Below are 25,065 nucleotides of genomic sequence, written 5' to 3' on the forward strand. Positions count from 1 at the left end.
CTATCAAAACTTGTTTTGGGTAGGGTCCATGGACCCTACCCAAAACAAGTTAAATTCTCATATATAACACACTCAACCACCAGCATACTTTCACTTTGTGAATCATTTTAGTAAAAATAAACTTCTAAGAGTTGAATTTCAATTAAATACAAAAAATATTTATTAAATGTTCCCCCCCCCTCGATGAATATTAAAAGCCAATTTACGTCTTTTATAAACATCGGATTAATCTTCTGCTAGGTCTTGATTCCAAGGAGGACTCATGAAGTACCCATCCCGGCTATGCAAAGGATGCCACGAGCCGACAGACACATATCGTGCTGGTTGCCGCACATGCCAAGCACGGCATAGGGCGATACGCCTCCACAAGAATCCCCGCATATCATCGGGACAACCTATTTGTCCTAGATGTTGGAGAACCGCTGGCATCTCTCTTCCAGCCAGTAGTATCCAACCTGAAAATTACGGACAACGCATCGCAATAGAGAATCAGTGGAATCCCATATATTCCATCTGCCGTGCATGTATCCACGCACCAGAGGGTACCGTACCTCTTGATTCACCGCGGGTCTATCTTCCTGTCAACCCTCGAGCTCGACGAACTTCAAAGCAGCGAATTTACCCTTCGCGAGCAAATCCGGTTCTTTTTCTTGCGCTTTCTCATTGCACGCGTTGCGAGAAACCAATAGATGCGGATTCTCGACATGCCGGGCATCCCTTATGCCGCAAGCACTACCGGCAAATGAAGCAACAGAATGCGCACCAGGATACTGAAGCTCCAATCGGCAAGAAGAGCGGACAGGATGAATGGGCCGTTCATGATGCTGGTTTAGCATCATTCCTACGCGCACGGAGAAAACGCCTGTCACATGCTTCAACTTCCCTGCCAAGAAGCAGAAGCAGAGCAACCCTTTGTAGAGCCAACACTATGGTTCACACACCTTCCGCACTGTAGCGGATATCAATAATTCACTCATTTAGCAGAGAGGCTACATCATATGGCTACCATTTCGTCTGGCGAGCAACTGCAGCAGCATCTAATCGCTCTAACTGTGGGCACGCCAGTGAAGGACGCAGACCGTCAGTGTCTACATCGCACAAAGTTCCGTATTCCACGCCATCAGGCATTACTGGATGAGCTGGCAGATTATGTAGCCGGTGGTTCACGTACCGGAGGAGCATCCAGCACCAGCCGTTTTGGATGTCGTATACCTATTTCTGCTAATGCATTAGAAATTCAAGAGTCTATTCGTTCCGTTGTAATGTCCTCATTCCCAGGTGCACCGCTAAAAAATCAGGTTTCTGCGTGGATTCGCAATCACCTACATCAGGAGCTTCATGATGAGGCGTTAGCAACGACGACCAGTTGGATTCGGGCCATCGTCGCGTTGCGCCATCCCAGTCATGATTTGCAGGGATTTTGTCCTAACTGCGGGGAGCAGGAAGTCATGAAAACAAGCTGCGACGGCTCAACATCAATACGCCGATCTGCACTGTATTACACCGCTGAAAGGGCATCTTGTCGTTCTTGCTCTGCTATGTGGGAAGGGTTAGAAGGTATGAAGGCCTTAGCCCTATTACTTCATAGCCAGGACTGATACCGTCCGTATTAAACTTCTGCCTGTGAAAATAGGTAACCGTTCCAGTAGGATTACATCATTTTCCCAGGCAGATAAAGCTACCGCAGGAAGCTGTTCTTTATCTGCTGTAGTTCACCCCGTCAGGTTTATCCTGGCGGGGTTTTCTGTTAAACCGCAGCTATCATAGCTGCCCAACCGCCAAGGAGATTATCATGGCACCTATTTCTGAAAATACTGCATACCAGGCAGCTCATCGAGCTCTGACTGATGTGTATGATGCGCCTTTTGTGCGTGAAGGCGACCCTGCCGTACAGCGCTTCGGCCAGGCAAAAGTCAGCACTCGAGCTATCGTGGAATGGTTCGATGAGAATATGCTACGTCTTCACAAGCAAATTGCAGATTTGGAGAACCTTGTGAAGTCGAAGCGTCGTGCTTAGGCATCGTCCGGGGTGGCGTAAGCAACTCTATGCAGTGATTCCAGCAGCCACTGCTGTTCTACAAACCTACGGCATTCTATCGCAGGAGCAGGCTAGTGTGTGGGCTGGTCTCGCGATAGCCCTTTGGGGGTTGTGGATGGCATGGGTGAATACTGACCACAGTAGATGCCCTCCTACGCGACGGATGAAGCATCCAGCCGATTCACCACAGCATAAGGTTACTTTGTATAACCCGGAGACCTAGAGGTTCTTCACTCTACTAGAAATGAGGGGTTGAGCATAACTACTCGTTTGCTCAACCCCTCATCATTTATTAAATATTCTCCAGCTCAGCATTGCCGCTATTCGACACAGAACGCGCCTGCCACACCATCGCACCCAAATGTACTAGCAGGCCAAGAATCGGACCCACATACAGGGCAAGAAGAGTGCGAGTCAGAAGAGGCAACGGCGACACCGCCACCACACAAGCAACTACAGCCGCCAGCGCCCAACCAGCCACATACGACCGGTGCATATTCAACGCAATCACCAGCGACCCCGACAACACCAGAAGCGCCAGGAAAGCAGAAGCAAACACCAAAAGCGCAAGCACCGGAGAAGTCACCACCTGAGCGTATGCTCCAACCTCTGAAGGCTTCGGCGGGTAAAGTAGACCAAACAGCCACGGGCCCAGCACATAAGCCGCCGCAGCGCCCACAAAACCCACGCCCAACAGCGCACCAGCAGGCTTCGCAAAAGCACGCAACGGATGGTTCTGTTGCTTCAAGAAAGCAGACACCGCCACGCCCTGAAAAGCCTGCAAAGGAATCATAATCGGCGAGCGCGTAATCGAAATCGCCAGAATCAGAACCGCCAAAATAACCTGCTGTAGCGGGTCGTTTGAATCGATGCTAACGTTCAGCAGAAGCGGCAAGCCCATCATAAGAACCGCGTTAGCAGTCGACGACCCCATCGACAGCGTGTAGTTATACAGCAGACGGCCCGAGGAAACATCCGCACGAGAGCTAAAAACTCGCCGAGCTTCTGGAAGCAGAAGCACCATCAGCAGCCACAGAAGTACCGGAGAAACCGCTGCGGCTTCAAGACCGATGAGATGTGCAGAGACCAGACCGACCGCACAGATAGCTACGATACGCCAAATAGCGTCGAACCCCGACACACTCGCGAAGAGGTACCAGCTTTCCTGGCCAGCAGACGCACCATAGAGAGTCATGTGCATGGCGTAGAGGGCCACACCGGCACTCAGGAGCAGCACACCGCTAAACCCACTCAAAGGAATCTGGGCAGGAGCCCACAGAGGGCTCGTCGCTAAGGTCAACCCGCCCACAACAAGACCCACTAGAGCACCCACGGGTGCAATACGTGCACCAGTTTTACCGTCGCGGCGTGCAGTACCCACAGCGCGGGTAGCTTCCTGCTGGATACCTACCACCACACCGTAGAGGGCAAAAAGAAGCGACCAGAAGAGAAGGAACTCCGTCAGGCTTTCGCCCTCCAGAAACCGTTTCACCACAACGGTAATTCCTAGAGAAGATAGTGCAGCTAAACCGGACGATCCCAAAATTGCCATCGAATGACCACGAGTCATTTTCTTCGGCTGGGACTCTGCCGATGATTCCACGCTATCTCCGTTCTCTACTGGTCGCACCTATAGAATTGAAGTCTTTACTTTACGACGTGCTCGGCAAGGTTCTTAACACCCTGCCACTTCTTCGCCAGAGCCGCCTTCGGTAGCAGAGTCAGCGCGTGAGCACGCGAAGAGAAGCGAATACGAGCCACGCGGGCAGCCTTCGTCCAACCCAGGGCAGTCATCTCTTCAACCATGGTGTTGTAGTAGCGGCGCTCCTCCTCAAAGCGGGTACCCTCAAGGGCGCGCCAAGACGAGTCAGAACCACCGTGACGGCGGTACATGAACGCAATCTGCGGGTCGTAGTACAGGGAGCCGCCGCGCATCGTAATGTCGAGAATCAGCGCCATGTCCTGGATAACGTTCAGGCCCTCACGGAAGCCGGTGCCCACGATAGCGTCCTTACGCCAACCCAGGGACGGGAAGTAGAACCACGCGCCGCGCAGCAGGGAGGTAGCCAGCTCCTCACCCTGCAGAACAGCCTCACCCTTGGGACGGTAGAACGCCTTAGTCTGCTCCACCAGAGTGTTCGACAGGCCGTTGTTCTCATCAATCACGACCACGCCGGGCTGGAAAATGGACGCCTCGGGGTGCTTAGCCGCTGCATCCACGAGCCACTGCACGTAGTTGGGGAGCATGACGTCGTCAGCACCCATGACGGTGACCAGTTCGTTCTCCACGAAGGTCAGGCACTTGCGGTAGTTCGCGTTCGCACCCAGGTTGGTTTCATTACGCATGTAGGTGATGCGCTCGTCCTTCAGCGACTCGAACCAGCCAGGAATCGAGTCGTCCGGGTAGCCGTCATCGACAACAATCAGGCGCCAGTCCGGGTTGGTCTGACCGACCACAGACAGTACAGCCTGCTTCATCATGGCGACGTCGCCGTAGTAGGGGAACAGAATATCAACGGTCATGAGGTATTACTCCAAGCTCAAACGTGTAGAAACGTATAAAAATCAGGGGCTTTAGGGCTTCTTCTGCTCTCGCTCCGTAGCGCGGGAAGCGCCCTGCGGCTGACGCTGAAGAGCCTTCATAATCGCAACTTCTTCAGCGAGGGTACGCATATCATCCGTAATCTTCGAGATAGCCAGGGTCAAGTGCAAGCTAATACCCATCAGCATAATAATCGCCAGTAGGAACAGCAGGTTGACCGGGGTCTCAATACCCACCAGACGCGAGAGGGCATCCAAAAGCTTCGGGAAAAGCGCTAGCACAATCATGATGACGCCAACGATAAGCCACAGTGCGGCGTACTTTTCCTTCATCTTCTGGTTGCGTACCTGCGCCAGAACGAGAACCTCCATCACCACCACGATGAGAAGGAAGAAAATATTTGCACTCATTTACTTAGACCCCACATTCGTTTTCTGGCGAGTCATCGACATGCCAAACGAGAAGAAAGAACGAACCAGGTACACCGCAGACTTCCACGGGCTTGAAGAAGGAGTACCGCCCTGACGCTCACGCATCTCAACCGGCACCTGCTTTACAGTCAAGCCAGAACGAATCGCCATCACGCAGGCATCGATACAGTCACCCAGATACTCAGCAGGCAGATGCTCGCAATACTGCTCAATCGCCTTGCGGTCTGCCGCACGGAAGCCGGAGGTGGCGTCGGTGAACTTCTCGCCTGAAATCATCGTAAACATACGGGCCAGAACCACCATCGCCCACTTACGCGGACCAGAAACCTTATAGTTCGTCGCCTCAGCAAAGCGGGAACCGATCGAGATATTGACATCCTCCAGGCCAGCAAGCACAGTGCGGATACCCTTCGGGTCATGCTGGCCATCAGCATCAACCTGAATCGCGCATTCATATCCGGCTTGGCGAGCATACTTGTAACCGGTGCGCAAAGCACCACCGATACCCATGTTGTAGGGAAGATCAATCACGAAAGCGCCGGTAGCGCGCGCAATCTCAGAGGTGCGGTCGGTGGACCCATCATTGACGACTACCAGGTCGACCTCAGGCATCATGCGGAAAAGTTCTTCAATTGTGCCCCCAATAACTTCCTCTTCATTCCACGCGGGCATAATGATGAGGGGCCGAGGGGTCTGCGTAAAAGTCTCTGATTCCATGCGGTGCTATCTCTTGTGTGTATGGCATACGGAAGTTAGTATGCGCACAAAGGCATACCGGTTTTACATCTTATCAGCACTCTCTTAATGACGCTCGAAGTAGCACTGCGGGGGTGGCCTAGTCTCCATGCCACCCCCGCAATACTTCAGGCAGCCCAAAAGTGCCAGATACTAGTTATTATCGCAAGCGCTAATGCGATACAGAGTCATCGGACCCGAGGAGTACACCGGGGTCAGCACGTCCGTGCCAATGGCAGCCACGAGGCCGTCGTAGTTTTTCTGTGCGTCTGGGCCGAAGTTCAACTGGTTCTCCAGGTGAACGTACCAGTGGGCCTTGTACTTGTTCACTTCGCGGCACACCTCCGGATTTGTACGAGCGTCCTTGAGGTTGTGCATAATCGCCGAGTATTTGGGTGAGGTCTCAAACTCGAAGTGGTATCCCGTCAGGTGACGATCTGCCAGCGCGTAAATATAGGCGCTACCGTCCCAGGGGTTGTTCACAATCACATCGCCCTTCGGCACGATCTTCGGGATCTCGTTAATGACGTTCATCTCGTCCTGATTCAGCACCACAGAGGTCGGGGTCACTCGGTATTCCTGCGATACCGCCAGAGTTGTCTCCTGTACCGAGGGTACACGCGAGGATAGGCCCGCAACCGCGAGCACCAGCACCATGGCGGCACCCATCATTGCCGGGGCAACCTTCGCGTGCTTCTCACGCGGAATAGCGTGCATGATGCGCACGAAGATACCCTCCACGGCGCCACCCAGACCGATACCGGCAAGTAGCACGGAGGGGAACACCACCAGCGCCGCCAAGCGGAAATGATCCGTGTACCAGGGAGCAACCATCAACAAGCGGAACTCGCCGCGCGGCACCGAGGCGGACACAATCCATAGGTAACCAATCAGCACCCAGCTGGCAATCAGCCACAGGTTGCGGTGCTTGTACAGCAGGTACCCCGCGCCCCACAGAGCCAGGAAACCGGCCAGATACGAGGGATTGAACGTATCTCTCAACTGATTGGCGTTCTCCAGGCCCAAGAAGAGGAACTGGTAGAGCGCCTCACCTTCGGTGAGCATAGGCTCCCACGTGTTGCTGGCAGATGCGCCAGGACGCAGGAACCACCAGGCACCCACACACCCAAGAATTACCAGCCCGAGTAGAGCGGATCTCACCCACTTCTGGCGAGAGGCCAGCTCGCGCGAGCGCACTACCCACGCCACCCCGGCCAGCACCAGCGGCAGAGCAAAGACCACAGCAGACACCACCGCGTTCGGATGCACAAGCGCTAGACCCGCGACACCCACCAGGGCGGCAAGACACAGGGAAAGCAGAGCTGCGTACTCGCCGCGCACCATCACCTGCACCAGGCATACCATGAGTGCCACAAATGATGGCACCAGAGCGTAACCCAGCAGATTCGGGAAGAGTACACCCCAACGCAGGAGGAGACCGGGGAAGGCAGCAAAACCGCAAGTCAGCGCAGGGATTGCCAACGCCTGCAGGCGACGCAGCTTCGGGATGCTCAGGCTTAGCGCCACCAGCGAGCAGGGCCACAAAATGCCGGCAGCCAGTAACACGGTCACGATGGTGGCAGTCGCAATGCTCGTACCCATAGTGCTATAAATCAGGGACACAAAATCATGCCAACCCGCCGGGTAAAATGCCGGTTGCTGGTCTGCCGCAGATACCGCGCCCAGGGTCAGGCTCGACGCGTCACCGTGCTCCTGAATCCATCGGATTGCATTCATATGGAATGAGTTATCCAGGCTCTGCGAGAACGCCTCAGGCCCGTAGACCATGTCCTCAGTCATGTGCAGCACCAGGAATCCGCCTAAAACAGCACCCACCACCGGCCACGCCACAGGAACATCATTACCCGGCCACGAGGCAGACGCCAGGGCAGGCCAACGGCGACCCACCAGCCACATGAGACCAGCAGCCGCAGCCACCAACACGACAGCGACCGACACAAAAGAAATCAGGCTCCACGCAATGCCGGTCTTACCCAGCACAATCGCAGAGACAGCCACCAGGGCAAAAGTCAACAGCGGCGCATAAAAAACGCGCAAACGTGCAGGAACACGCAACGCCCAGCCCATCGCATAGCCGGGACCGAAAGCCAACACGACCGCAAAAAGTAGCAGCGGAATAGTTGCCAACCAGCTCATTAGCCCTCTTCTCCCCACAGTTCACACACCGAAAAACCCCTCAAATACGGGGCGCGGCGCGCTTTCGAGTACCTAGCAAGGATACCCCAGAGGCTTCTTTAACCCGGCGAAACCCCGCAGAAGAGAGAGGGACAGCACCCGCAACCCGCCGTTCGGAACTTTTCACCGGGAACCCCATGGGACACCACCGGCACATCCCCCAAACGGCGAAGAATATGACGTAATATTTCACGCTCAATGTCACGAAAGGTTCACCTAAGAAACATAGGGCAATAAATAAGGTGTTCACCACCCTTTAGCTTTACCCTGAAACATATCTCCCCTTAACAAAGGGTCGCCCAACGCATACACATCTGGACGAACCCTAAACGCAGCCGCAGAAGAAAGGGTCGATCATGACCGAAACCATTGCAGCACAGGCACCCATCGCCGACACCTCCGAGCAGTTCAAGCTCGCCTTCGGCCACCAGCCCGCCGGCGTCGCCATCATCACCGCCACCGACGAAAACGGCGAACCCGCAGGCTTCACCGCCTCCTCGCTGACCTCCGTCGCCGCAGAACCGCCGATTATCGCCTTCTCCCTCAAGGCAAACAGCGGCTCCGCAGCAAAGATCGCGGCTGCGTCCTCCTTCCTCGTGCACATGCTCGACGCTGAGAATGTGACCCTCGCGAAGAACTTCGCAACCCACGACTACCCCCGCTTCGACGACCCCAGCACCTGGGAATTCGTCCACACCGGCGAGCCCCTCGTCCACGGCGTACGCCGCGTACTGCGCGCAACCCCGCTCAGCCGCGTTGAGGCAGGCCCCGCACTCGTCTTCACCGCGCAGGTTGAAGAGTTCATCCGCAACGACTGCGAAGGCACCCCGCTGGTCTACCACTCGCGTAACTTCCACGCGCTGGGCGACCACTCGAACGTGAACAACTACAGCATCTAACCCCGCGCAGGGGTCACGGGGCGGTATTCGACGACAATGAGGCGACGAATACCGCCCCGCGGCGTACCCTGAACATAAAAGCGCACGCAGCACATGACAGCGCACAGCAACACAGCGCACCCAACACAGCACAGAAGGAACAGTCATGACGGCTCAGACCACCCAGCCCGCATCCCTCCCCTGGCTCGAAAAGCTCATCGCGTTCCCCACTATCTCCGGAACCTCCAACCTGGAACTTATTGAGCTCATCGAAGCCGAATTTTCCCGCTACGGCTACAGCGGCGTGCGCACCTACAACGAGGACGGCACCCGCGCCAACCTGCTGGTCACCGTCCCTGCCGCTGACGGCACCACCCGCGGCGGCCTCATTCTCTCCGGCCACACGGACGTCGTACCCGTCGCCGGTCAGGCGTGGGACGCCGACCCCTTCACCCTGCGTGTGGAGGGTACCCGCGCCTACGGTCGCGGCGTGTGCGACATGAAGGGCTTCCTCGCCGTGGCGCTCTGGCTGTTGCCGCGCGTTGCGGAGGCGAAGCTGCGCACTCCCCTGCACTTCGCGTTCTCCTACGATGAGGAAATCGGTTGCATTGGTGCACCCTCCCTTATCGAGGAGTTCGTGGCGCGCGACCTCGCCCCCGACTACGCGATTGTTGGTGAGCCCTCCAGCATGCGCATTATCGACGCGCACAAGGGCGCACACCGCGGCCGCGTCACCTTCACCGGCGTGCCCAAGCACGGCTCCCTCGCCACCCATGGCGTGAACGCGGTTGCCGCAGCAGGCGAGTTCATCACCTTCTTCACCGACATGGCGGACCAGTGGGAAGAAGAAGGCCCGTTCGACGAGTCGTTCATCATTCCCCACTCCACCGGTAGCGTGAACCTGGCAACCGGCGGCCTGCAGTACAACATCGTCGCCGAGCAGGCTGTGGTGGAGTACGATGTGCGCACTCTGCCGCAGGTGACCACCGAATCCTTCGTGGAGCGCATTGACCGCGAACTTTCGGAGGTCATACTGCCCGACCTGCAGGCGCGCGCCGCACGCGCCGAAAAGCTGACCGGTGCAGAGCCCGGTAGCCTCACCTCCCGCGTGGGTGTGAAGCACGAACTGCTCGCAGCCGTGCCGGGCCTGGGTACCGAGGACGACGCACCCATCGTGCACCTCGCCCACGAGTGGCTGGGCACCAATGACGCACCGCAGAAGGTCACCTACGGCACCGAGGCGGGCCAGTTCCAGCGCGCCGGCGTGCAGAGCATCATTTGCGGTCCTGGCGATATTGCCCAGGCGCACTCCCCGAACGAGTGGATTGAGCTGGAGCAGCTGAGTGAATGCGAGCGCTTCTTCGAGGCGATTCTCGACTGGGCGAGCGCCAAGTAGCGGCCACATAGCAACCGTGTAGCGGCGTAACAGCCAGTCCACCGCGGTTCGCAAGAGCCGCAGTTAGAGCCGCATAAAAATTACAGAAACTGCCCGGGTACCCCGTGAGGTGCCCGGGCATTTTTATGCTGATGGCAAGTGGTGTGGGCGGGTGCTGATGGCGGGGGTGAGTGTTGGTTTGATCGCGGGTTTATTCGTGAGTTTCTCCATGGGTTCAACCGCGAGTTTATGGAATGAGTCCAAGTTGTGGACTATGACCGATTTTCCCCTCATTCGCCACATTTATTTTTAAACGAAAAACCCGAAAAACCGCTTATGTCTAAGGGTGAAATAACACAAAAGTATTGCCCTTCTAGGGCATTCAGGGTTCCATAGATGCCAAAGGTTTAAACACGCCACTCGGGCGGCATAACCCCACACAAAACCACACCTCCCTCACGCTCGGCACTGCGCACCCGACCGAATCCCGGTTTACCACCCGCAGTTCACTACCTGAAGGACACCCCGTGTACACCATCAGCCCCTACCTCGCCGAATTCCTCGGCACGCTCATCATGTGCACCATCGGCTGCGGCGTCATCGCCAATGTCGAACTTCGCCGATCCAAAGGCCACGGCGACAACTTCTTCACCATCGCCTTCGGTTGGGGCTTCGCCGTCACCTTCGGCGTCTACGCCTCCCACGCCTATTCCGGCGGCCACCTCAACCCCGCTGTGTCTATCGGCCTGGCAGCGTTCGGCGAGTTCTCCTGGGAGAAGGTCCCCGGCTACATCATCGCCCAGGTACTCGGCGCAATGGTCGGCGCCGGACTGGTCTACCTCAACTACCTGCCGCACTGGAAAGCAACCGCCGACAAGAAGATTAAGCTCGGCGTTTTCGGCACCGTCCCCGCTATTCACAACTACTTCACCAACGCCCTCTCCGAAATGATCGGCACGTTCATGCTGGTCTTCTCGGCACTGTACACCGGCGTAAACTTCAAGCCGTCCATCAGCGGCGGTGTGGAACTCTCTCTCAACCTCAACGACGTGCTCAAGCCCCTCGCCTTCGGCTTCATGGTCACCGTACTCGTCATCGGCCTGGGCGGTCAGACCGGCTACGCCCTGAACCCCGCCCGTGACTTCGGTCCGCGCCTCATGCACGCCCTGCTGCCCATCCACGATAAGGGCTCCTCGCGCTGGTTCTACGCGTGGGTTCCGATCTGCGGCCCGATTGCCGGCGGTTTCATGGGTGGCGCATTCTTCAAGCTCTACTACGAGGGTCAGGTCAGCCCGTGGCTGTTCGTCTCCAGCGCCCTGGCGATTGCGGTTCTGCTCTTCGCGTGGTGGGCTAATAGCCACCTGTACCGTGCACCCAGCTCCGAGGTTATCCCCGAGTTTGAGGATACCCACGCTACCGCGGCGGCACGCGCGGCAACCTACACGCCGACCGGCTCCATGCCGATTCTGCTCCCCGAAGAGGTGAAGGGCAACCGTAGCACCCGCGTCGTGAACCGGCTGACCGAGGACGAGTAGTCTTCCCACCCGAGAACTTCCCTGTCTAGGGTTTCATCTAAAAACGGCGAACCCCTCATTTTCATGACCTGCACAATATCGGTCAGGTTATGAAAATGAGGGGTTCGTTGCGTCTACCTCACGGAAGGAGGTTCATTCAGGGGTGCCGAAAAGAAATACAGTCTAGAAAGGTCCTAGCTTAGGAATAAAAAGAGTCATCTCCTGAACGATATACTCTGCATCTTCCAAAGCCTCTTCAGCTTCCTCCACAGCTATAGGCTCATAATCTAGACCAGGATACTCAACCTCATGGCGAGTTCGACGCAGGCGAGAATACAGCTTACCCACCGCATCATGAGGGCCTCGCTGAGCACGCAAGGCATCACCCACCACGATATGACCTCCCCGAGTAGTCGGACGCAGACCCTGCACCGCCAAGGCGGCAGTCATGGCTAGTCTCGAAGCATCATAGAGGAGCGTATAGGCGCCTTCCGGATCATCAACTACCAGACGATGCGCCGTCTTGAGATGCCGGCGAGCACGCAACAACAGGCCTTGAGCATACTCACGATTTACAACGACCCGCTCCAGCTCGCCAGATTCAATCAGCTCAAGAATGCGTTCCCGGCCTACAGTCCAGGGACCCGGGGTTGGGGCATTAGGCTTCAGCGTGGACATCATTCACCTCCAGCTGCCCAAAGAGAACCTCCATAGGACGCGACCGCACAGTCTGCACGAAGCCATCCTGCGAATTCCAAGCCTCAGGAGATAGCCGCTTCACGTTTACCTCATAGCCAAGCTTCTGCTCAGCATCATCGATAGCCTCATACAGCTTCTGCCGTGAAGGGGAGCCCACAACCAGCACATCAATATCGTTCGGCACGTGCCCAGCCACCCCAGAACGACGGCTAGCCCACGAGCCATAAATAGCGGCACCCTCAATATTGGAAACACCCTGCAAAGTATCCCGGAGCACCGGAACAGGACCATAAGTTACCAGAATCAACTGACGCATCGCCTGGCCCACCGGATTATCAACCTTGGCTTGCACCATGCGAGCCTTACCAACATTCTGAACAGTCGCTAGACCAGATTGATTTAGACGATTCACTTCTCGGGAAACAGTCGGCAATGATGCACGTGTCGCATCAGCAATCTGTGACACCGTGTATTGCTGCTCAGGGTGAGAGAACAGCAATGCCATCACTTCACCCTGCAGGTCGCTACGCAAGATGGGAAGGAGGCTAGGAGCAGACGTTTTCATAACATGAATTATATCAATCATGTTATGAAAACGTCTGGCAATCCAAGAATCTACTAGGCCGCGGCGGTAGCCATTGCCAGCGCCCGGTCATGCTTAGCCGCACGGCGCTTCTGAATCGCGCGCATCACCCAGATACAGACCGCACCGAGAACCGCACCGGCAGTGTTATTCACAATGTCATCCACATCGAAAGTGCGGTAGGTGAAGCCCGCCAGACCCCAGTTACCGGTCAACTGGCTCAACTCAATGAAGCTCGACAGCGCGAAGCCACTCAGCGCCGTGGCGCGCAGACCCCAGCGCAGGCAGCCCGCAGTAAAGAAGCCCAGGGGGATGAACATGGCGATATTGAAGAAGAGCTGCGCATACACGGTCGTTGCAAAGCGGCGCAGACCCATGCCGGCAGTCAGATCCCACGCCTGCTGCCAGCTCCAGCCCACATAGAAACGCGGGTAGTAGAGTTCGGGGTTCGTGACGCTATTCGCGCTACCGATCGGGGTCAGCGTCAGAGAAAGAATAGAAGCAAGGAACAGCGCAAAAGACGCAGTCAACAGGTACTGGCGGATGCTGTGCGCTCGACCGGTCTTCTTGGCGCGCAGGCGCATACCAATGAACCCGATGATGGAGAGCGCGACAGTAAGCGCCGCAATCTCGATGGCGAAGGTGCCAATCATGTGTTTATTCAGTAGTTCCTGCATGCCGTGTGTTCCTTAGGTCGTGAGAGTGAATTATATGAACTCCACCTGCATATATGCCTGTTCTAACATATATTCCCGGTGGTATATAGCGGGTTACCGTTCATACCCGCCGCATATCGTTCACCACCAGTGTAAAAGACCGCTCTATGGCTCACCCTAGGCGAAACTGTGAAAAAGCTGTACACGCACCCAAACACACCATGAGAACCACCACAGCCGGCGCCGTCAGTACAGAACATCTGGCGGGAACACCGGCGCAATATACCGACCAAACAGCAGCACAAACAAGAGCGCACCCGCAATCGCTGCCACCATCGCACCCACAACCTGCACCAGCCACAGCATCAGGAACTTCACCATCTTGCCCTCAGAGCGGGCGGTCAGCGCCTCCACCATGGCGGTCGAAAACGTCGTAAACCCACCCAGCAGACCGGTCGTAATCACCGTGCACCAGAACGCCACCTGATCCGTGGCGTTATAGTGCACCCCCAGCGCGCGAGGATTAGACACCGGCATAATCAGCAGGCCGTACAGGAACGAGCCCACCAGGTTAATCACGAACACCGGGCTAATAATCGACGACTCCGTACGCAGGCGAGGCGACATCGCCTTATCCAAGAAGAAGCGGGTCATCGCACCCAAACCGCCGCACAGGAAAACCATCAGAGCGAAAAACATTAGCGGCCCTCCTCAACATCACGGGTGGGCACCAAGCGGGACGCCACAAAACGACCCGTCAGCATGCCAGCCGCGGCGGCAACCAAACCACCCACCAGCAGCACCGCCACAGCCAGCACCATATATTGAGCATGCACCGTGTACGGCAGAAAAATCGTCTGCGCCAAAACCGCCGCAATCGACGAATACGTCGTATAGCCGCCCATCATGCCGGCACCAAAAAGCAGACGGAACGAATGAATCCGCTCCTCACCGTCACGGCGCGCGTAGGCGTTCCACACCATCGTCAGCAGGCCCAGCGTAAACGAACCCAGCAGGTTCGCCACCAGCACGCCGCCGGGAGTGTGCACGCGGCACAGCGCACCCGTACCGCCTCCCAAAAAGACAAGAAAAGGGGCAGGCACACGGCTCAGAACGCCTCCTATCCATTGTCGGATACTCGCGCGGTTCCTCATCGCCGTACACCTGCCCTTTCGTCTCGTACTAGTCTTCAGAGTGCGCCGTAGCGCACAAACGCACACTAATACTTTACTCTGACCCGAGCTTGCTACCCGATTCGGCGGCAGCAGACTCACGCTCGTGCTGAATATTCTCGCTCATCTTCTCACTCAGCGCGGCGCCCTCAACATCCATATTCGGAGTGAGGCGATCCAGCCACTTCGGCATCCACCACGCCTTATCGCCCAGCAGACCCATAATCGCCGGGGTCAGCGTCATGCGAACAATGAACGCATCCACGAGCACACCGAACGCCAAACCAAAGCCCATCGGGCGGATCATGGTCGAATCAGCAAAGATGAAGCCACCAAACACTGAAATCATGATGATCGCGGCAGCCACCACCACACGCACCGCATGGTTGTAGCCGCTCACAATGGCGGTCGTCGCATCCTTGCCGTGCACGTACGCTTCACGCATGCCGGTCACCAAGAACATCTGGTAATCCATCGCAAGACCGAAAAGAATACCGATGAGCAGGGTCGGCAAGAAGGACAGCACCGGACCCGGGTGGTCCACGCCGAAGAGGGAGCTCATGAAGCCCAACTGGTAAATCGACACCACGGCACCGAAGCTCGCCAGCACCGAGAAGAGGAAGCCCACCGAGGCAACCAGCGGAACCATAATCGAACGGAACACCAGAATCAGCACCAGGAAGGACAGGCCCATCACCACGCCCAGGTACAGGGGTAGCTTCTGCGCGAGCACCTCGGAGACGTCAATATTGCCGCTGGTCTGACCCGCAATGCCGAGAGACACCTCAGAGCCCTGAACCGGAACGGTCACGGCTCGCAGCTCGTGGACGAGCTCTTCAGTCTCCACGGAGCTTGCACTGTGGGCAGGAATCACCTGGAAAATCATGAGGGTACGATCATCAGTCATACCGCCGGGAACCACAGCCTGCACGTTCGCGCCGCCGCGCTCCTTGACCGCAGAGGCGATATCAATCTGCGCCTGCTGAGCCTGCTCCTCACTCATATTCGCGGGGGTGTGCGCGACCGCAACCAGCGGGGCGCTCATGCCCTCACCGAACTTGTCCTTGCCCAACGCGTACGACTTGTACGCGGCGCTATCAGAGGGGTAGTTCGAAGCGTCCGGCAGGCCCAGGCGCATCTGAGACATGGGGGCGGCAACCGCCAGCAGCGCCAGCGTACCGGCCACCAGAGTCAGTAGCGGACGCGCCAGCACGAGGCGCAACCAGCCGTTCGGTTTCTCGGTGCGTTCGGCATCCTGCGCGCGGCACTCCGCAATCTTCTGCGGGGTATCGATGGAAGCCCACAGCTTCTTCGACATGATCTTGGTACCCGCCAAGGACAGCACCGCCGGGGTGAGCGTCACCGCGATCAGGGCGGCAACAACCACGCAGAACGCGGCGGCATTACCCATCACGCCCAGGAAGGGAATACCGGTCACGCTCAGCGCCACGAGCGCAATAATCACGGTGCTCGCCGCAAAAATCACGGCGTTACCGCTCGTGCCGTTCGCCAGAGCAATCGCCTGAACCTTCGGCATGCCGTCCAGCAGGTTCGTGCGGTAGCGGTTCAGAATGAACAGCGAATAGTCGATACCGACCGCCAGACCGAGCATCAGGCCCAGGGTGTAGGCGGTGGAGCTCATCTGAACAACGGAGGACAGGGAGAGCGTGCCGAGCACACCCACTACCACGCCGACCAGAGACATGAGAATCGGCAGGCCGGCAGCCACGAGGGTGCCGAGCATGACCATGAGCACGATGAAGGCGATGATCATACCCGCAACCTCACCGGTGTGCGAGCCGCCGCCAAGCGCGGATTCACTCAGGTTCGCGTCAAACTGGACGGTCGCCCAGTGCAGGTTCGCCGCCTTGAGATCGGACATGACCTTCTGCAATTCAGCGGAAGGCACCTCGTAAATCTTCTTCTTAAACGAGACAGTCGCAATCGCCGTGGACTGATCCTCAGAGACCATACGGTAACCGGAGATGAAGTCGTAGAGCTTCTGCTGGCGCTCCAACTGCTCACGCTGCGCCGGCAGCTCACTCTCGGTCTTCTGCAGCTGGTTGCGCTGCTCATCCAGCTTCTTCTGACCCTCAGCCAGCTCATCCTTCTTCGAGGCGATTTCTGCGCGGCCCGCATCAACCTGCTTCTGGCTCTCAGCCAGGGTACCGCGCTGCTGATTGAGGGCATCCTGCCGCTCGGTCAGCCGCGCCTGCTGGGTGTTGAGCTGCTCCATCATGGCGGCGGGTGAGCCTGCCGCCTCCGCCTGGGCGTAGCCGTCCTTCAGTTGCGCCTGCGCATCGTCCAACTGCTTCTGCGCGGAGGCGACCTGCTCCTGACCTGCACTAATCTGTGCCTGCGAGTCGTCGAGCTTCTTCTCGTTGTCGGCAATCTGCTTCGTGCCGTCTTCAAGCTGCGAGGCGGCGGCATTCAGCTGCTTTTTGCCGTCCTCAATCTGGGTGGGGGCGGCGTCAATCTTGGCGTGCGCCTCGTCGAGCTGGGTTTTCGCTTCTGCAAGCTTGGAGGTGGTGGTGAACGGGTCGGTGACCGCATCCACGGAGGGCACCTCGCTGGGCAGTGCGCTCAGTGCGGCGGAGAATGCCTGCTTCTGCTCTTCGGTGAGGGCGGTGCCGTCACCGGTGGTGAGAATGATCTGGCCGGAGCCGCGGTTGGCACTGGGGAAGCGTTGGGCGAGCTCGTCGGAGAGCTGCTGGGTCTGCGTTCCGGGCATGGTGAAGGTGTTGCTGAGCTTGCCGTGGAACGCGGTGTAGGCACCCGCTACACCGGCGACGATGAGTACCCAGGTGAGGATGACAGCCCATGCGCGACGGGCGGCAGCTTCACCGATGCGGTAGAGCCATGTAGCCATGATTCAGTCCTTTTGAAGTTGAGCGAGTGAAGAGTTTGGGATGTCGGGTGCGTGTGAATGCGGCGTGTGGTTTGCCCTGTACGGCGAACGCTGTGTCCTGTTTTTAGGCAAAAAACACCCCGCCCCGGGCACCTGCAGATGAGGTGCCCGAAGCGAGAGTGTTTGAGCGTTGACGCTATGGGGCTTAGCTTGCGAATTCGCCCTGAACCAGACGGCCCAGGTAGTCGAGTGCTTCGAGGACGCACTGGCGCATCGCTTCGATGGCGAGTGCTTCAGGGTGGGTGCCTTCGGGGGCTTCTGCTGCAACCTTGACCGTCATTTCTTCGGCGCGGGTGAGGTAGTAGTAGACGCCTTCACCGATGGTTTCGGCGAGGTTGGAGGCGAAGACTGCCACGCGCAGGTAGGGCAGGTCGGGGTATGCCGCGAGGTACCGCTCGAGGAAGATGTCGTAGGTGCGCTCGAGGATGACGTGCGAGTATTCTTCGAACTTCGCGGGGCTGTCCATTTCGAGGGCGTAGAGCAGGTGCGCGAAGGGTGCGATGTACTCTTCGAGGGTGTTGCTCTTGAAGACCTTGCGGGCAATAGAGAGCATTTCGGCTTCCATGCTTGCGTTTTCACCGGAAACGGTGAAGTCGCATTCTTCGAAGATGCGGTTGAAGTACTGGTTCATGCGGGTGACCAGTACGTCGTCTACGGAGGCGAAGTGGTTGAAGATGGTGCGGCGGGAGACGCCTGCGCGTTCTGCGAGTGCTTCTGCGTTGAGGGCGCCGTAGCCGCCCTCGAGGATGAGGGATTCTGCTGCCTCAACGATTGCGATGCGGTTCTCTGCCTTGCGGGCGGAGCGCTTGTCCGTGATGTTTGCGGGAGATTCAACAAGATTAGCCATGTTTTTTACAATACGCGCATTGTTTCACTGGGGGTAACTATTTGGGGGTTAGATTCACCACATATTTGCACTCTAGGTAATAAACTTGAAGTGCAGATTTAATGTTTACTCAACAAGTAATTAAGCGTTTTAGCACCTCAAGGCGCTATAAACCCTCAAAAACACCGCGGGGGAGCAGAATGCGCACACAGCACACCCCACCCCCTCAAGCAGCCATTCACAGAATGGACACGCGCAACTCAGGCGGTAGACCAAGTACTGAACTAGGTGACAACGGAACTAGGCGACAGGCTGAAGACGGGCATCCAGCGGCAAGCGCACCGTAAAGACCGTATGCCCCGGCTGGCTCTGCACCTGAATCGAACCGCCGTGCGCCTGCACAATCGCCTGCACAATCGCCAGACCCAGACCAGTCGTTCCATCCGAACCGGAACGCGCCTTATCGGCACGGGTGAAGCGGTCAAAAATCTTCGGCAAGAAGTCCGGGGCAATACCCGGACCATTATCGGTCACGGTCACCACACCTTCACGGCGTGCAGCATCCACCGACAGGCCCGCGGTCACGCGCGTACCCTCATCGGTGTGCTTGCGAGCATTCGAGAGCAAGTTCAGAATCACGCGCTGAATCTGGGAGCGATCGGCAACAATCTCAACCGGCTCGTCGGGCAGGTTCAGGTGCCATTCGTGGGTGCGCGCTGCCGCCTGCATGTCGGAGGTGCATTCAAGCACCAGCTCGGTCAGATCAACCTGCTCCAGCTTGGGTTCACGCCCCTCGTCCAGGCGGGCAAGGGTCAGCAGATCCTCCACGAGGCGGGACATACGCTCGGTCTGCGAGTCGATACGCGCCAGGGAGGACTGGCCGGATTCGCTGAGCGGCTCGGTCCAGCGGAGCATATCGGAGTACCCCTTAATTGCGGCAAGGGGCGTGCGCAGCTCGTGGGAGGCGTCCGCGATAAAGGCGCGAATCTGGTGTTCGGTGCGTTCGCGCACCTCGAGGGCGGAGTTCACGTTATCGAGTAGCTGATTGAGGGCGTAGCCTACAGCACCGACTTCAGTACGCGGGTCGGAATCTCTCGGATCCACACGCACCGCCGAGGAGATAGTGTGCTCTTCCAGGTCCAGGTGCGCCACATCGGTTGCCACCGCGGAGACTCGCTCCAGAGGCTTCATGGTGCCGCGAATAATGTAGGAACCCGCCACGCCGGCACCAACCATGACGGCAATAGACCCGAGGGACACCACGATCACGAAGATAGTGAGGGTCTGCTGTACGTTGGCGAGCGGAATACCAACCACCTGGGCGTCGGCGCTGCTATTAGCCTTCGGGGTGATTTTGATGAGGTACAGGCCGGATTCCAGTTTGACCTCTCGGACTTCTTCTTTGGTGGCGTTCAGCGCCATGGTTCCGAGGGTTACCTGGTCGTTGGCGGAGAGGGTTTGTACGGTGCCGTCCTTACCGAGCTTGCTGGCGATTTCCACAGCACCTTCGGACTCAACACAGGTAATGATGGTTCCGGACGCCTGACCGGGCGCAAAGAGAGAGCTGCTCTTCTGCAGGTCGCTGCAGTCCACTTCTTCTCGCTTGCCGTTTCGGGAGGTCGGCTGCACTACGCGGTGACTGGTTTCTTTGAGGTCGCTTTGCGCCTGCTGGTAGAGGGAGTTCTGCAGGGTCACGTAGGTGGACAGGCCAATAATGAGGCAGGCGATGCCGAGGGCTGCCACGAGGATGGCGATAAGGCGCGAACGCAGGTGGGGTACGTACCCGAGTTCTTCGGGGGATGCCTCGGGGTTCCTCATACTCTTCCAGGCGGCGCGTAGGCGCACGAAGAAGTTCCCCGAGGAGGGTGTGGCGCCGTCTCGTGCGGGGGTACCCGCGCGCAGGGGGCGGGTTGCTTCGTTATCCAGGGAGGCGGGGTCACCGGGTGAGTAGGAGCCCACGAGCATCCTTTCTTTCTATATTCGAAATACGGAATATAACTGATATGGCGCGGTATAACCGGGTGTTATACCGCGCCATATGAAGAGCAGAGAATAAACTTAGACAGCGGGACGCAGCACGTAACCAGCACCGCGCACGGTGTGAATCATCGGTTCGCGACCCACGTCAATCTTCTTACGCAGATAGGAGATGTACAGCTCCACAATATTTGCCTGACCGCCAAAATCGTAGTTCCAGACGTTATCAAGAATCTGACTCTTGGAGACCACGCGCTTCGCGTTCTCCATGAGGTAGCGCAGCAGGTCGAACTGAGTCGCGGTGAGGTTAATCTGCTCGCCACCGCGGGTGACCTCACGGGTATCCTGGTTCAACACCAGGTCGCCAACGACCAACTCAGCATCGTCAATGGCGGCAACACCGGAACGCTGCACCAGGCGGTGCAGGCGAATCATGACCTCTTCCATGGAGAAGGGCTTAGTCACGTAGTCATCCGCACCTGCGGCAAGGCCCTCGATACGGTTATCAACCGAATCCTTAGCGGTCAGGAAGAGGCAGGGAACCTCGGGGTAGAACTTACGGATGCGGGTGAGCAGCTCCAGTCCGTCGAAGCCGGGCATCATAATGTCCAGCACGAGCACGTCGGGGCGCCAATCGCGGGCAATCGCAAGTGCGGAGGGGCCGTCGCCGGCGGACTGCACATCCCAGCCGATCATTTTCAGACCCATGCTGACGAGTTCTTTGAGCATTTCCTCATCGTCAACGACGAGGGCACGGATGGGGCTACCGTCCGGGTGCTCTAGCGCGGGAAGGTTCTTTGCGATTTCGGTTGCTTTGCTGCTCATGTGGTTAAGAGTATCGCGATTTAGGGTTCGCGGTGAGGCGGGAGCCGGTTTTCAGCCGCAAACTTATGGAATGCTTGCCCGCGTCACAGCTGGGGCACAGTTTCGCGCCGCCCATTATCCCAACCACGCGCGTTACCCCTTCTATACGGGTTCAATCTTTCGGTAAAATTTGTAGTAGCTTAGGTGATACTCAATCGCCTTTTATTGTTTCAGTGTGCCACCCCGACACAGGCGCCCCGACACCCGCAGAGGAGGACACATGCGCATTAGCCGTATCTATAACAATAATGTTGTCCTCACGGTGGATCATTACGGCAAGGAGTCCGTGATGATTGGTCGCGGCATTGCTTTTGGTAAGCGTAAGGGTCAGCTGATTGACCCGTCTGCGGTGGAGCAGACGTTTGTGCCGGAGCAGGGCATGTCGGGTGAGCGTTTGAGCATGACTCTGTCTGAGATTCCGGCGGAGATTCTGTCGATTGCCACGCTTTTGGAGTCGAAGGTGCGCGCCGAGGGTGCACTGGAGCTGTCGAACTCGTTTATTCTTCCGCTGGCTGATCACCTGCACTATGCGGTGGTTCGTGCGCGTGACGGGGTGCGGGTGCAGTATCCGCTCGCCCCGGAGGTGACTGTTCTCTACCCGCGCGAGGTAGAGTACGGCCGCACGGTGTTGGCGATGGTTCGCGAGCGCCTGCAGGTTGAGCTGGACCCGAACGAAGCTATTCCTTTGGCGTTGCACCTGGTCAACGCGCAATTTGCAACGGCGGATATGTCTCAGGCATTCCGCATGACCGAGGTTTTCGCGCAGGTTTTTGAAATTATTGAGGCAAGCTACGAGCGCAAGCTCGACCCGGATTCAATGAGTGCGGCACGTTTTGTGACGCATCTGCGGTACCTGTTTGTACGGGCAAGCCGCACCTCCGCGAATCGCGCGGAGGATGTTGATGAGGTGTCGCAGCCGAGTTTGTTGGCGGCTCTTCGTGAGGATGCACCGCGCGCCTACGCGTGTGCACAGAAGGTTTTGCTGGTACTGCAGATGCAGCTGAAGCAGAGCCTGACTCGTGATGAGTTGACGTATTTGACGATTCATATTGCGCGTCTGGCGCGGGATATGTGGGGCATTAACGCGTAGCGCATGTTCGATAGAAAGCGACCGGGGGTTCCTGGTCGCTTTTTCTATGCCTCAGATTTTTCTACGCCTCGAAATCTATGCCCCAGAATCCCGGCGAGGGGTTCGGGTGGGGAATCTGGGAGTGAGGATTCTAGAGGGGGGCTGCCGGGCGGAATGTGGCCGTTAAAGGTGAGTTGCTATTTATATATACAACCTGTCACTAAATTGTCGTTTTCCTGGGTTTTTCTTCGCGCGTTAGCGCGTCGATTAAATTTTGAAATGACGGTTTTTAGCGGCGTCTTCCAGAAATACCATTCTGTGGACAGATTGCAGGAAAATGTGGGTTTTATATAAATCCCACATCTTTTGATCCATGCATCCATTTTTTTGTTCGGTATTTTCTTTGTAAATCATTTTCTTACACTATCACAGTCCAAAATATCCCATAACAAGCACCTCGTCAGTCCGCTTACAATATGCCGTCATTCCTGAAATTTCACGAAAATAACGCTTTATCCACCACTTCGGCAACCTTTTTTCAGTGTTCTGTTTAAATTTTTTACACCCTGGCAATAAATACGTGTTTTGACACCAAAAACCCATATTCCAACACGTGAAAAAATGTCACAAGAACCTAAAGTGTGCATGCTCAGAAAAAACCCACAAAACACAAAAACAACGTGTTACTATCTGAGAATTATGAGGCCCCTCACGGGGCCCCTACACACCATGTCACGAAAACGAGAGGACCACTATGGTCACTATCATTGTGGCGGCACACGGCGAGTCGGCTCCGGCTCTGCTGAAGACCGCCGGCATGATCCTCGGTAACTTCGAAAACGTCCACCCGGTCACCTTCCTGCCGGGTCAGGGCCCCGAAGATCTCGTCGAAGAGTACACCCGCATCGTTGAGGCGTCTGAAGCAGAAGAAACCCTGCTGCTGGTCGACCTCTTCGGCGGTAGCCCCTACAACGCCGGTGCGCAGTTCGCAGCCACCCGCGAGGGCGTCGACGTCGTCTCCGGTGTCAACGTACCGATGCTTATTGAGGTCATCTCCGGCGCAGGCCGTAAGAACGCAACCCTCAAGTCCCTGGTCGCTAAGGCGCACAAGGCTGGCACTAAGGGTATTCGCTCCTTCCAGGAGGCGAACCAGCCCGCAGCCGCCAAGCCCGCCGAGGCGAAGCCCACAGAGACCAAGGCGGTCGAGGTTCCGACTGCTCAGCAGGTTCCCGGCGGCACCATGGACGCTATCTTCACCCGCATCGACTCCCGTCTGATTCACGGTCAGGTGGCAGGCACCTGGGTTCCGCACATCGCACCGCAGACCTTCATCGCGGCATCCGATAATGCGGCACACGATCAGCTGCGCAAGTCCCTGCTGCTGCAGGTCGCGCCGACCAGTGTGAAGACCAACGTCCTGGACATCGCTAAGGCTGGTCGCGTGTACAACAACCCCAAGTACACCGGCATGAAGACCATGTTCGTCGTAGAATCCCCCGTTGACGTGGTGCGACTGCTCGACGAAGGCGTCAAGATCAACGAAGTGAACGTTGGTGGCGTCACCTTCAAGACCGGCATGGTTCAGCTCTCGGACGCAGTGTACGCCTCCGAGGAGCACCTGGAAGCCTACCGCGAACTCATTAAGCGCGGTGTGAAGCTGACGGTGCAGCAGCTGCCCAACCACTCCCCGGTTGATTTGGAAAAGATCCTCAAGCAGAAAGGCCTGGACGCATGAGCGCCCTGACGTTTATTCTCGTTGTTCTCGTGGCGTTCATTGCGGGCGTCGCATCCGTGGTGGACGAGCGTCAGTTCCACCGCCCCCTGGTCGCTTGTACCCTGATGGGTTTTGCGCTGGGTGACCCGACTACCGGCATTATGCTCGGTGGCGCACTGGAGCTCATCGCACTGGGCTGGATGAACGTCGGTGCGGCTATGGCTCCCGACTCGGCTCTGGCATCCACCATCTCCGCTGTTGTTGTGATTCAGGGTCACCAGGACATCACCACCGGTATTGCTATTGCTGTGCCGCTGGCTGCGGCAGGTCAGGTTCTGACCATTTTCGTTCGTACCATTACGGTGTTCTTCCAGCATCAGGCTGATAATTTCGCGAAGACCGCGAACTTCCGCGGTATTGAGTTGATGCACATTAGCGGTATGGCTCTGCAGGGTCTGCGCGTGGCTATCCCGACCGCTATTGTGGCGCTGATTAGCTCCGACGAGCTGACCCGCCTGCTGAACATGATTCCTGCCGAGGTGACCACCGGCCTGCGCATCGCCGGCGGCATGATCACCGTGGTCGGTTTCGCAATGGTCATCAACATGATGCGTTCGAAGGCCCTCATGCCCTTCTTCTTCCTCGGCTTCATCGCCGCCGCCGCTATCCCGGCAACCCAGTCGATTGTGCCGCTACCCGGCGGAAGCTCAAAGGACGTCCTCGTGGCACTGTCCACCCCGGCACAGTTCAACCTGGTTGCTATCGGCCTGGTCGGCGCCTGCCTGGGCCTGCTGTACACGCAGCTGAACCCGCTCTTCCATAAGAGCGAGGCACCCGCCGTAGCACCGGCAACCGCAGCAAACGACCTCGATAACGAGCTCGAATAAG

The 25,065-nt window shown here is 57.4% G+C and carries 22 protein-coding genes; 8 read left to right on the forward strand and 14 right to left on the reverse strand.

Annotated elements, in window-relative coordinates:
- Positions 1–998 precede the first annotated feature (998 nt).
- Both HMPREF2928_RS09045 and HMPREF2928_RS00945 read left to right on the forward strand, forming a co-directional pair.
- On the forward strand, positions 999–1,598 hold the full coding sequence (locus HMPREF2928_RS09045) for a DUF7340 domain-containing protein (RefSeq protein WP_141754931.1): 600 nt from the start codon (positions 999–1,001) through the stop codon (positions 1,596–1,598).
- Between the two features lie 194 nt (positions 1,599–1,792).
- The gene (locus HMPREF2928_RS00945) at positions 1,793–2,017 is read left to right on the forward strand and encodes a hypothetical protein (RefSeq protein WP_005504194.1); all 225 of its coding nucleotides are present in this window, start codon (positions 1,793–1,795) and stop codon (positions 2,015–2,017) included.
- A gap of 313 nt (positions 2,018–2,330) precedes the next feature.
- Here the strand turns inward: HMPREF2928_RS00945 and HMPREF2928_RS00950 are convergent, their stop codons facing one another.
- The 5 genes from HMPREF2928_RS00950 to HMPREF2928_RS00970 all read right to left on the reverse strand — a co-directional run bounded on the left by HMPREF2928_RS00950 (position 2,331) and on the right by HMPREF2928_RS00970 (position 7,903).
- Complete coding sequence (locus tag HMPREF2928_RS00950) at positions 2,331–3,533, reverse strand: hypothetical protein (protein ID WP_246823534.1); 1,203 nt, start codon at positions 3,531–3,533, stop codon at positions 2,331–2,333.
- A 152-nt stretch (positions 3,534–3,685) separates the two neighbouring features.
- On the reverse strand, positions 3,686–4,561 hold the full coding sequence (locus HMPREF2928_RS00955; protein ID WP_049352287.1) for a glycosyltransferase family 2 protein: 876 nt from the start codon (positions 4,559–4,561) through the stop codon (positions 3,686–3,688).
- 51 nt (positions 4,562–4,612) lie between these two features.
- A complete protein-coding gene (locus HMPREF2928_RS00960) occupies positions 4,613–4,990 on the reverse strand; it encodes a DUF2304 domain-containing protein (RefSeq protein ID WP_005507976.1) in 378 nt (125 codons plus the stop codon).
- Complete coding sequence (locus HMPREF2928_RS00965) at positions 4,991–5,728, reverse strand: glycosyltransferase family 2 protein (RefSeq protein ID WP_070615766.1); 738 nt, start codon at positions 5,726–5,728, stop codon at positions 4,991–4,993.
- Positions 5,729–5,899: 171 nt separating this feature from the next.
- Positions 5,900–7,903 (reverse strand): DUF6541 family protein, encoded by a 2,004-nt coding sequence (locus HMPREF2928_RS00970; protein WP_070615764.1) that lies wholly within the window; start codon positions 7,901–7,903, stop codon positions 5,900–5,902.
- 395 nt (positions 7,904–8,298) lie between these two features.
- Here HMPREF2928_RS00970 and HMPREF2928_RS00975 point away from each other — a divergent pair, with 395 nt between their 5' ends.
- The 3 genes from HMPREF2928_RS00975 to HMPREF2928_RS00985 all read left to right on the forward strand — a co-directional run bounded on the left by HMPREF2928_RS00975 (position 8,299) and on the right by HMPREF2928_RS00985 (position 11,730).
- Positions 8,299–8,841, forward strand: coding sequence for a flavin reductase family protein (locus HMPREF2928_RS00975; protein ID WP_049338626.1), 543 nt, complete (start codon positions 8,299–8,301; stop codon positions 8,839–8,841).
- A 145-nt stretch (positions 8,842–8,986) separates the two neighbouring features.
- Positions 8,987–10,216 carry an acetylornithine deacetylase gene (gene argE, locus HMPREF2928_RS00980; protein WP_070615762.1) on the forward strand — a complete coding sequence of 410 codons (1,230 nt, stop codon included), beginning with the start codon at positions 8,987–8,989 and terminating at the stop codon, positions 10,214–10,216.
- A 506-nt stretch (positions 10,217–10,722) separates the two neighbouring features.
- The gene (locus tag HMPREF2928_RS00985; protein WP_070507461.1) at positions 10,723–11,730 is read left to right on the forward strand and encodes an MIP/aquaporin family protein; all 1,008 of its coding nucleotides are present in this window, start codon (positions 10,723–10,725) and stop codon (positions 11,728–11,730) included.
- A 162-nt stretch (positions 11,731–11,892) separates the two neighbouring features.
- On the opposite strand, the gene HMPREF2928_RS00990 is transcribed toward HMPREF2928_RS00985, so the two are convergent.
- The 9 genes from HMPREF2928_RS00990 to HMPREF2928_RS01030 form a co-directional block, all read right to left on the reverse strand.
- On the reverse strand, positions 11,893–12,387 hold the full coding sequence (locus HMPREF2928_RS00990; RefSeq protein ID WP_070507532.1) for a HEPN domain-containing protein: 495 nt from the start codon (positions 12,385–12,387) through the stop codon (positions 11,893–11,895).
- Positions 12,368–12,973: a hypothetical protein gene (locus tag HMPREF2928_RS00995; protein ID WP_070687050.1), complete on the reverse strand. Its 606-nt coding sequence runs from the start codon at positions 12,971–12,973 to the stop codon at positions 12,368–12,370. Before HMPREF2928_RS00995 ends, HMPREF2928_RS00990 begins: the two co-directional genes overlap by 20 nt.
- A 53-nt stretch (positions 12,974–13,026) precedes the next feature.
- Entirely contained in the window at positions 13,027–13,668 is a 642-nt protein-coding gene (locus tag HMPREF2928_RS01000; protein WP_070687032.1) for a VanZ family protein, read from the reverse strand.
- 225 nt (positions 13,669–13,893) lie between these two features.
- Complete coding sequence (locus HMPREF2928_RS01005) at positions 13,894–14,346, reverse strand: fluoride efflux transporter FluC (RefSeq protein ID WP_012902665.1); 453 nt, start codon at positions 14,344–14,346, stop codon at positions 13,894–13,896.
- Entirely contained in the window at positions 14,346–14,750 is a 405-nt protein-coding gene (locus tag HMPREF2928_RS01010; protein ID WP_246823535.1) for a fluoride efflux transporter FluC, read from the reverse strand. The genes HMPREF2928_RS01005 and HMPREF2928_RS01010 overlap by 1 nt, the downstream gene beginning before the upstream one ends.
- 124 nt (positions 14,751–14,874) lie before the next feature.
- On the reverse strand, positions 14,875–17,688 hold the full coding sequence (locus HMPREF2928_RS01015; protein WP_070687036.1) for an MMPL family transporter: 2,814 nt from the start codon (positions 17,686–17,688) through the stop codon (positions 14,875–14,877).
- Between the two features lie 184 nt (positions 17,689–17,872).
- The gene (locus tag HMPREF2928_RS01020; RefSeq protein WP_005504153.1) at positions 17,873–18,574 is read right to left on the reverse strand and encodes a TetR/AcrR family transcriptional regulator; all 702 of its coding nucleotides are present in this window, start codon (positions 18,572–18,574) and stop codon (positions 17,873–17,875) included.
- Positions 18,575–18,853: 279 nt separating this feature from the next.
- A complete protein-coding gene (locus HMPREF2928_RS01025; protein WP_246823536.1) occupies positions 18,854–20,518 on the reverse strand; it encodes a sensor histidine kinase in 1,665 nt (554 codons plus the stop codon).
- Between the two features lie 93 nt (positions 20,519–20,611).
- Entirely contained in the window at positions 20,612–21,355 is a 744-nt protein-coding gene (locus tag HMPREF2928_RS01030) for a response regulator transcription factor (protein WP_005504149.1), read from the reverse strand.
- 259 nt (positions 21,356–21,614) lie between these two features.
- On the opposite strand from HMPREF2928_RS01030, the gene HMPREF2928_RS01035 reads away from it, so the two are divergent.
- From HMPREF2928_RS01035 to HMPREF2928_RS01045, 3 genes are all read left to right on the forward strand, one after another.
- A complete protein-coding gene (locus tag HMPREF2928_RS01035) occupies positions 21,615–22,484 on the forward strand; it encodes a PRD domain-containing protein (protein ID WP_070687038.1) in 870 nt (289 codons plus the stop codon).
- A gap of 733 nt (positions 22,485–23,217) precedes the next feature.
- Complete coding sequence (locus HMPREF2928_RS01040) at positions 23,218–24,198, forward strand: mannose/fructose/sorbose PTS transporter subunit IIA (RefSeq protein ID WP_070687040.1); 981 nt, start codon at positions 23,218–23,220, stop codon at positions 24,196–24,198.
- Positions 24,195–25,064 carry a PTS mannose/fructose/sorbose transporter subunit IIC gene (locus tag HMPREF2928_RS01045; protein WP_049360185.1) on the forward strand — a complete coding sequence of 290 codons (870 nt, stop codon included), beginning with the start codon at positions 24,195–24,197 and terminating at the stop codon, positions 25,062–25,064. The genes HMPREF2928_RS01040 and HMPREF2928_RS01045 overlap by 4 nt, the downstream gene beginning before the upstream one ends.
- Position 25,065: the final 1 nt, after the last annotated feature.

It is taken from the genome of Rothia sp. HMSC072B04 (assembly GCF_001813725.1).
Lineage (GTDB): Bacteria > Actinomycetota > Actinomycetes > Actinomycetales > Micrococcaceae > Rothia > Rothia mucilaginosa.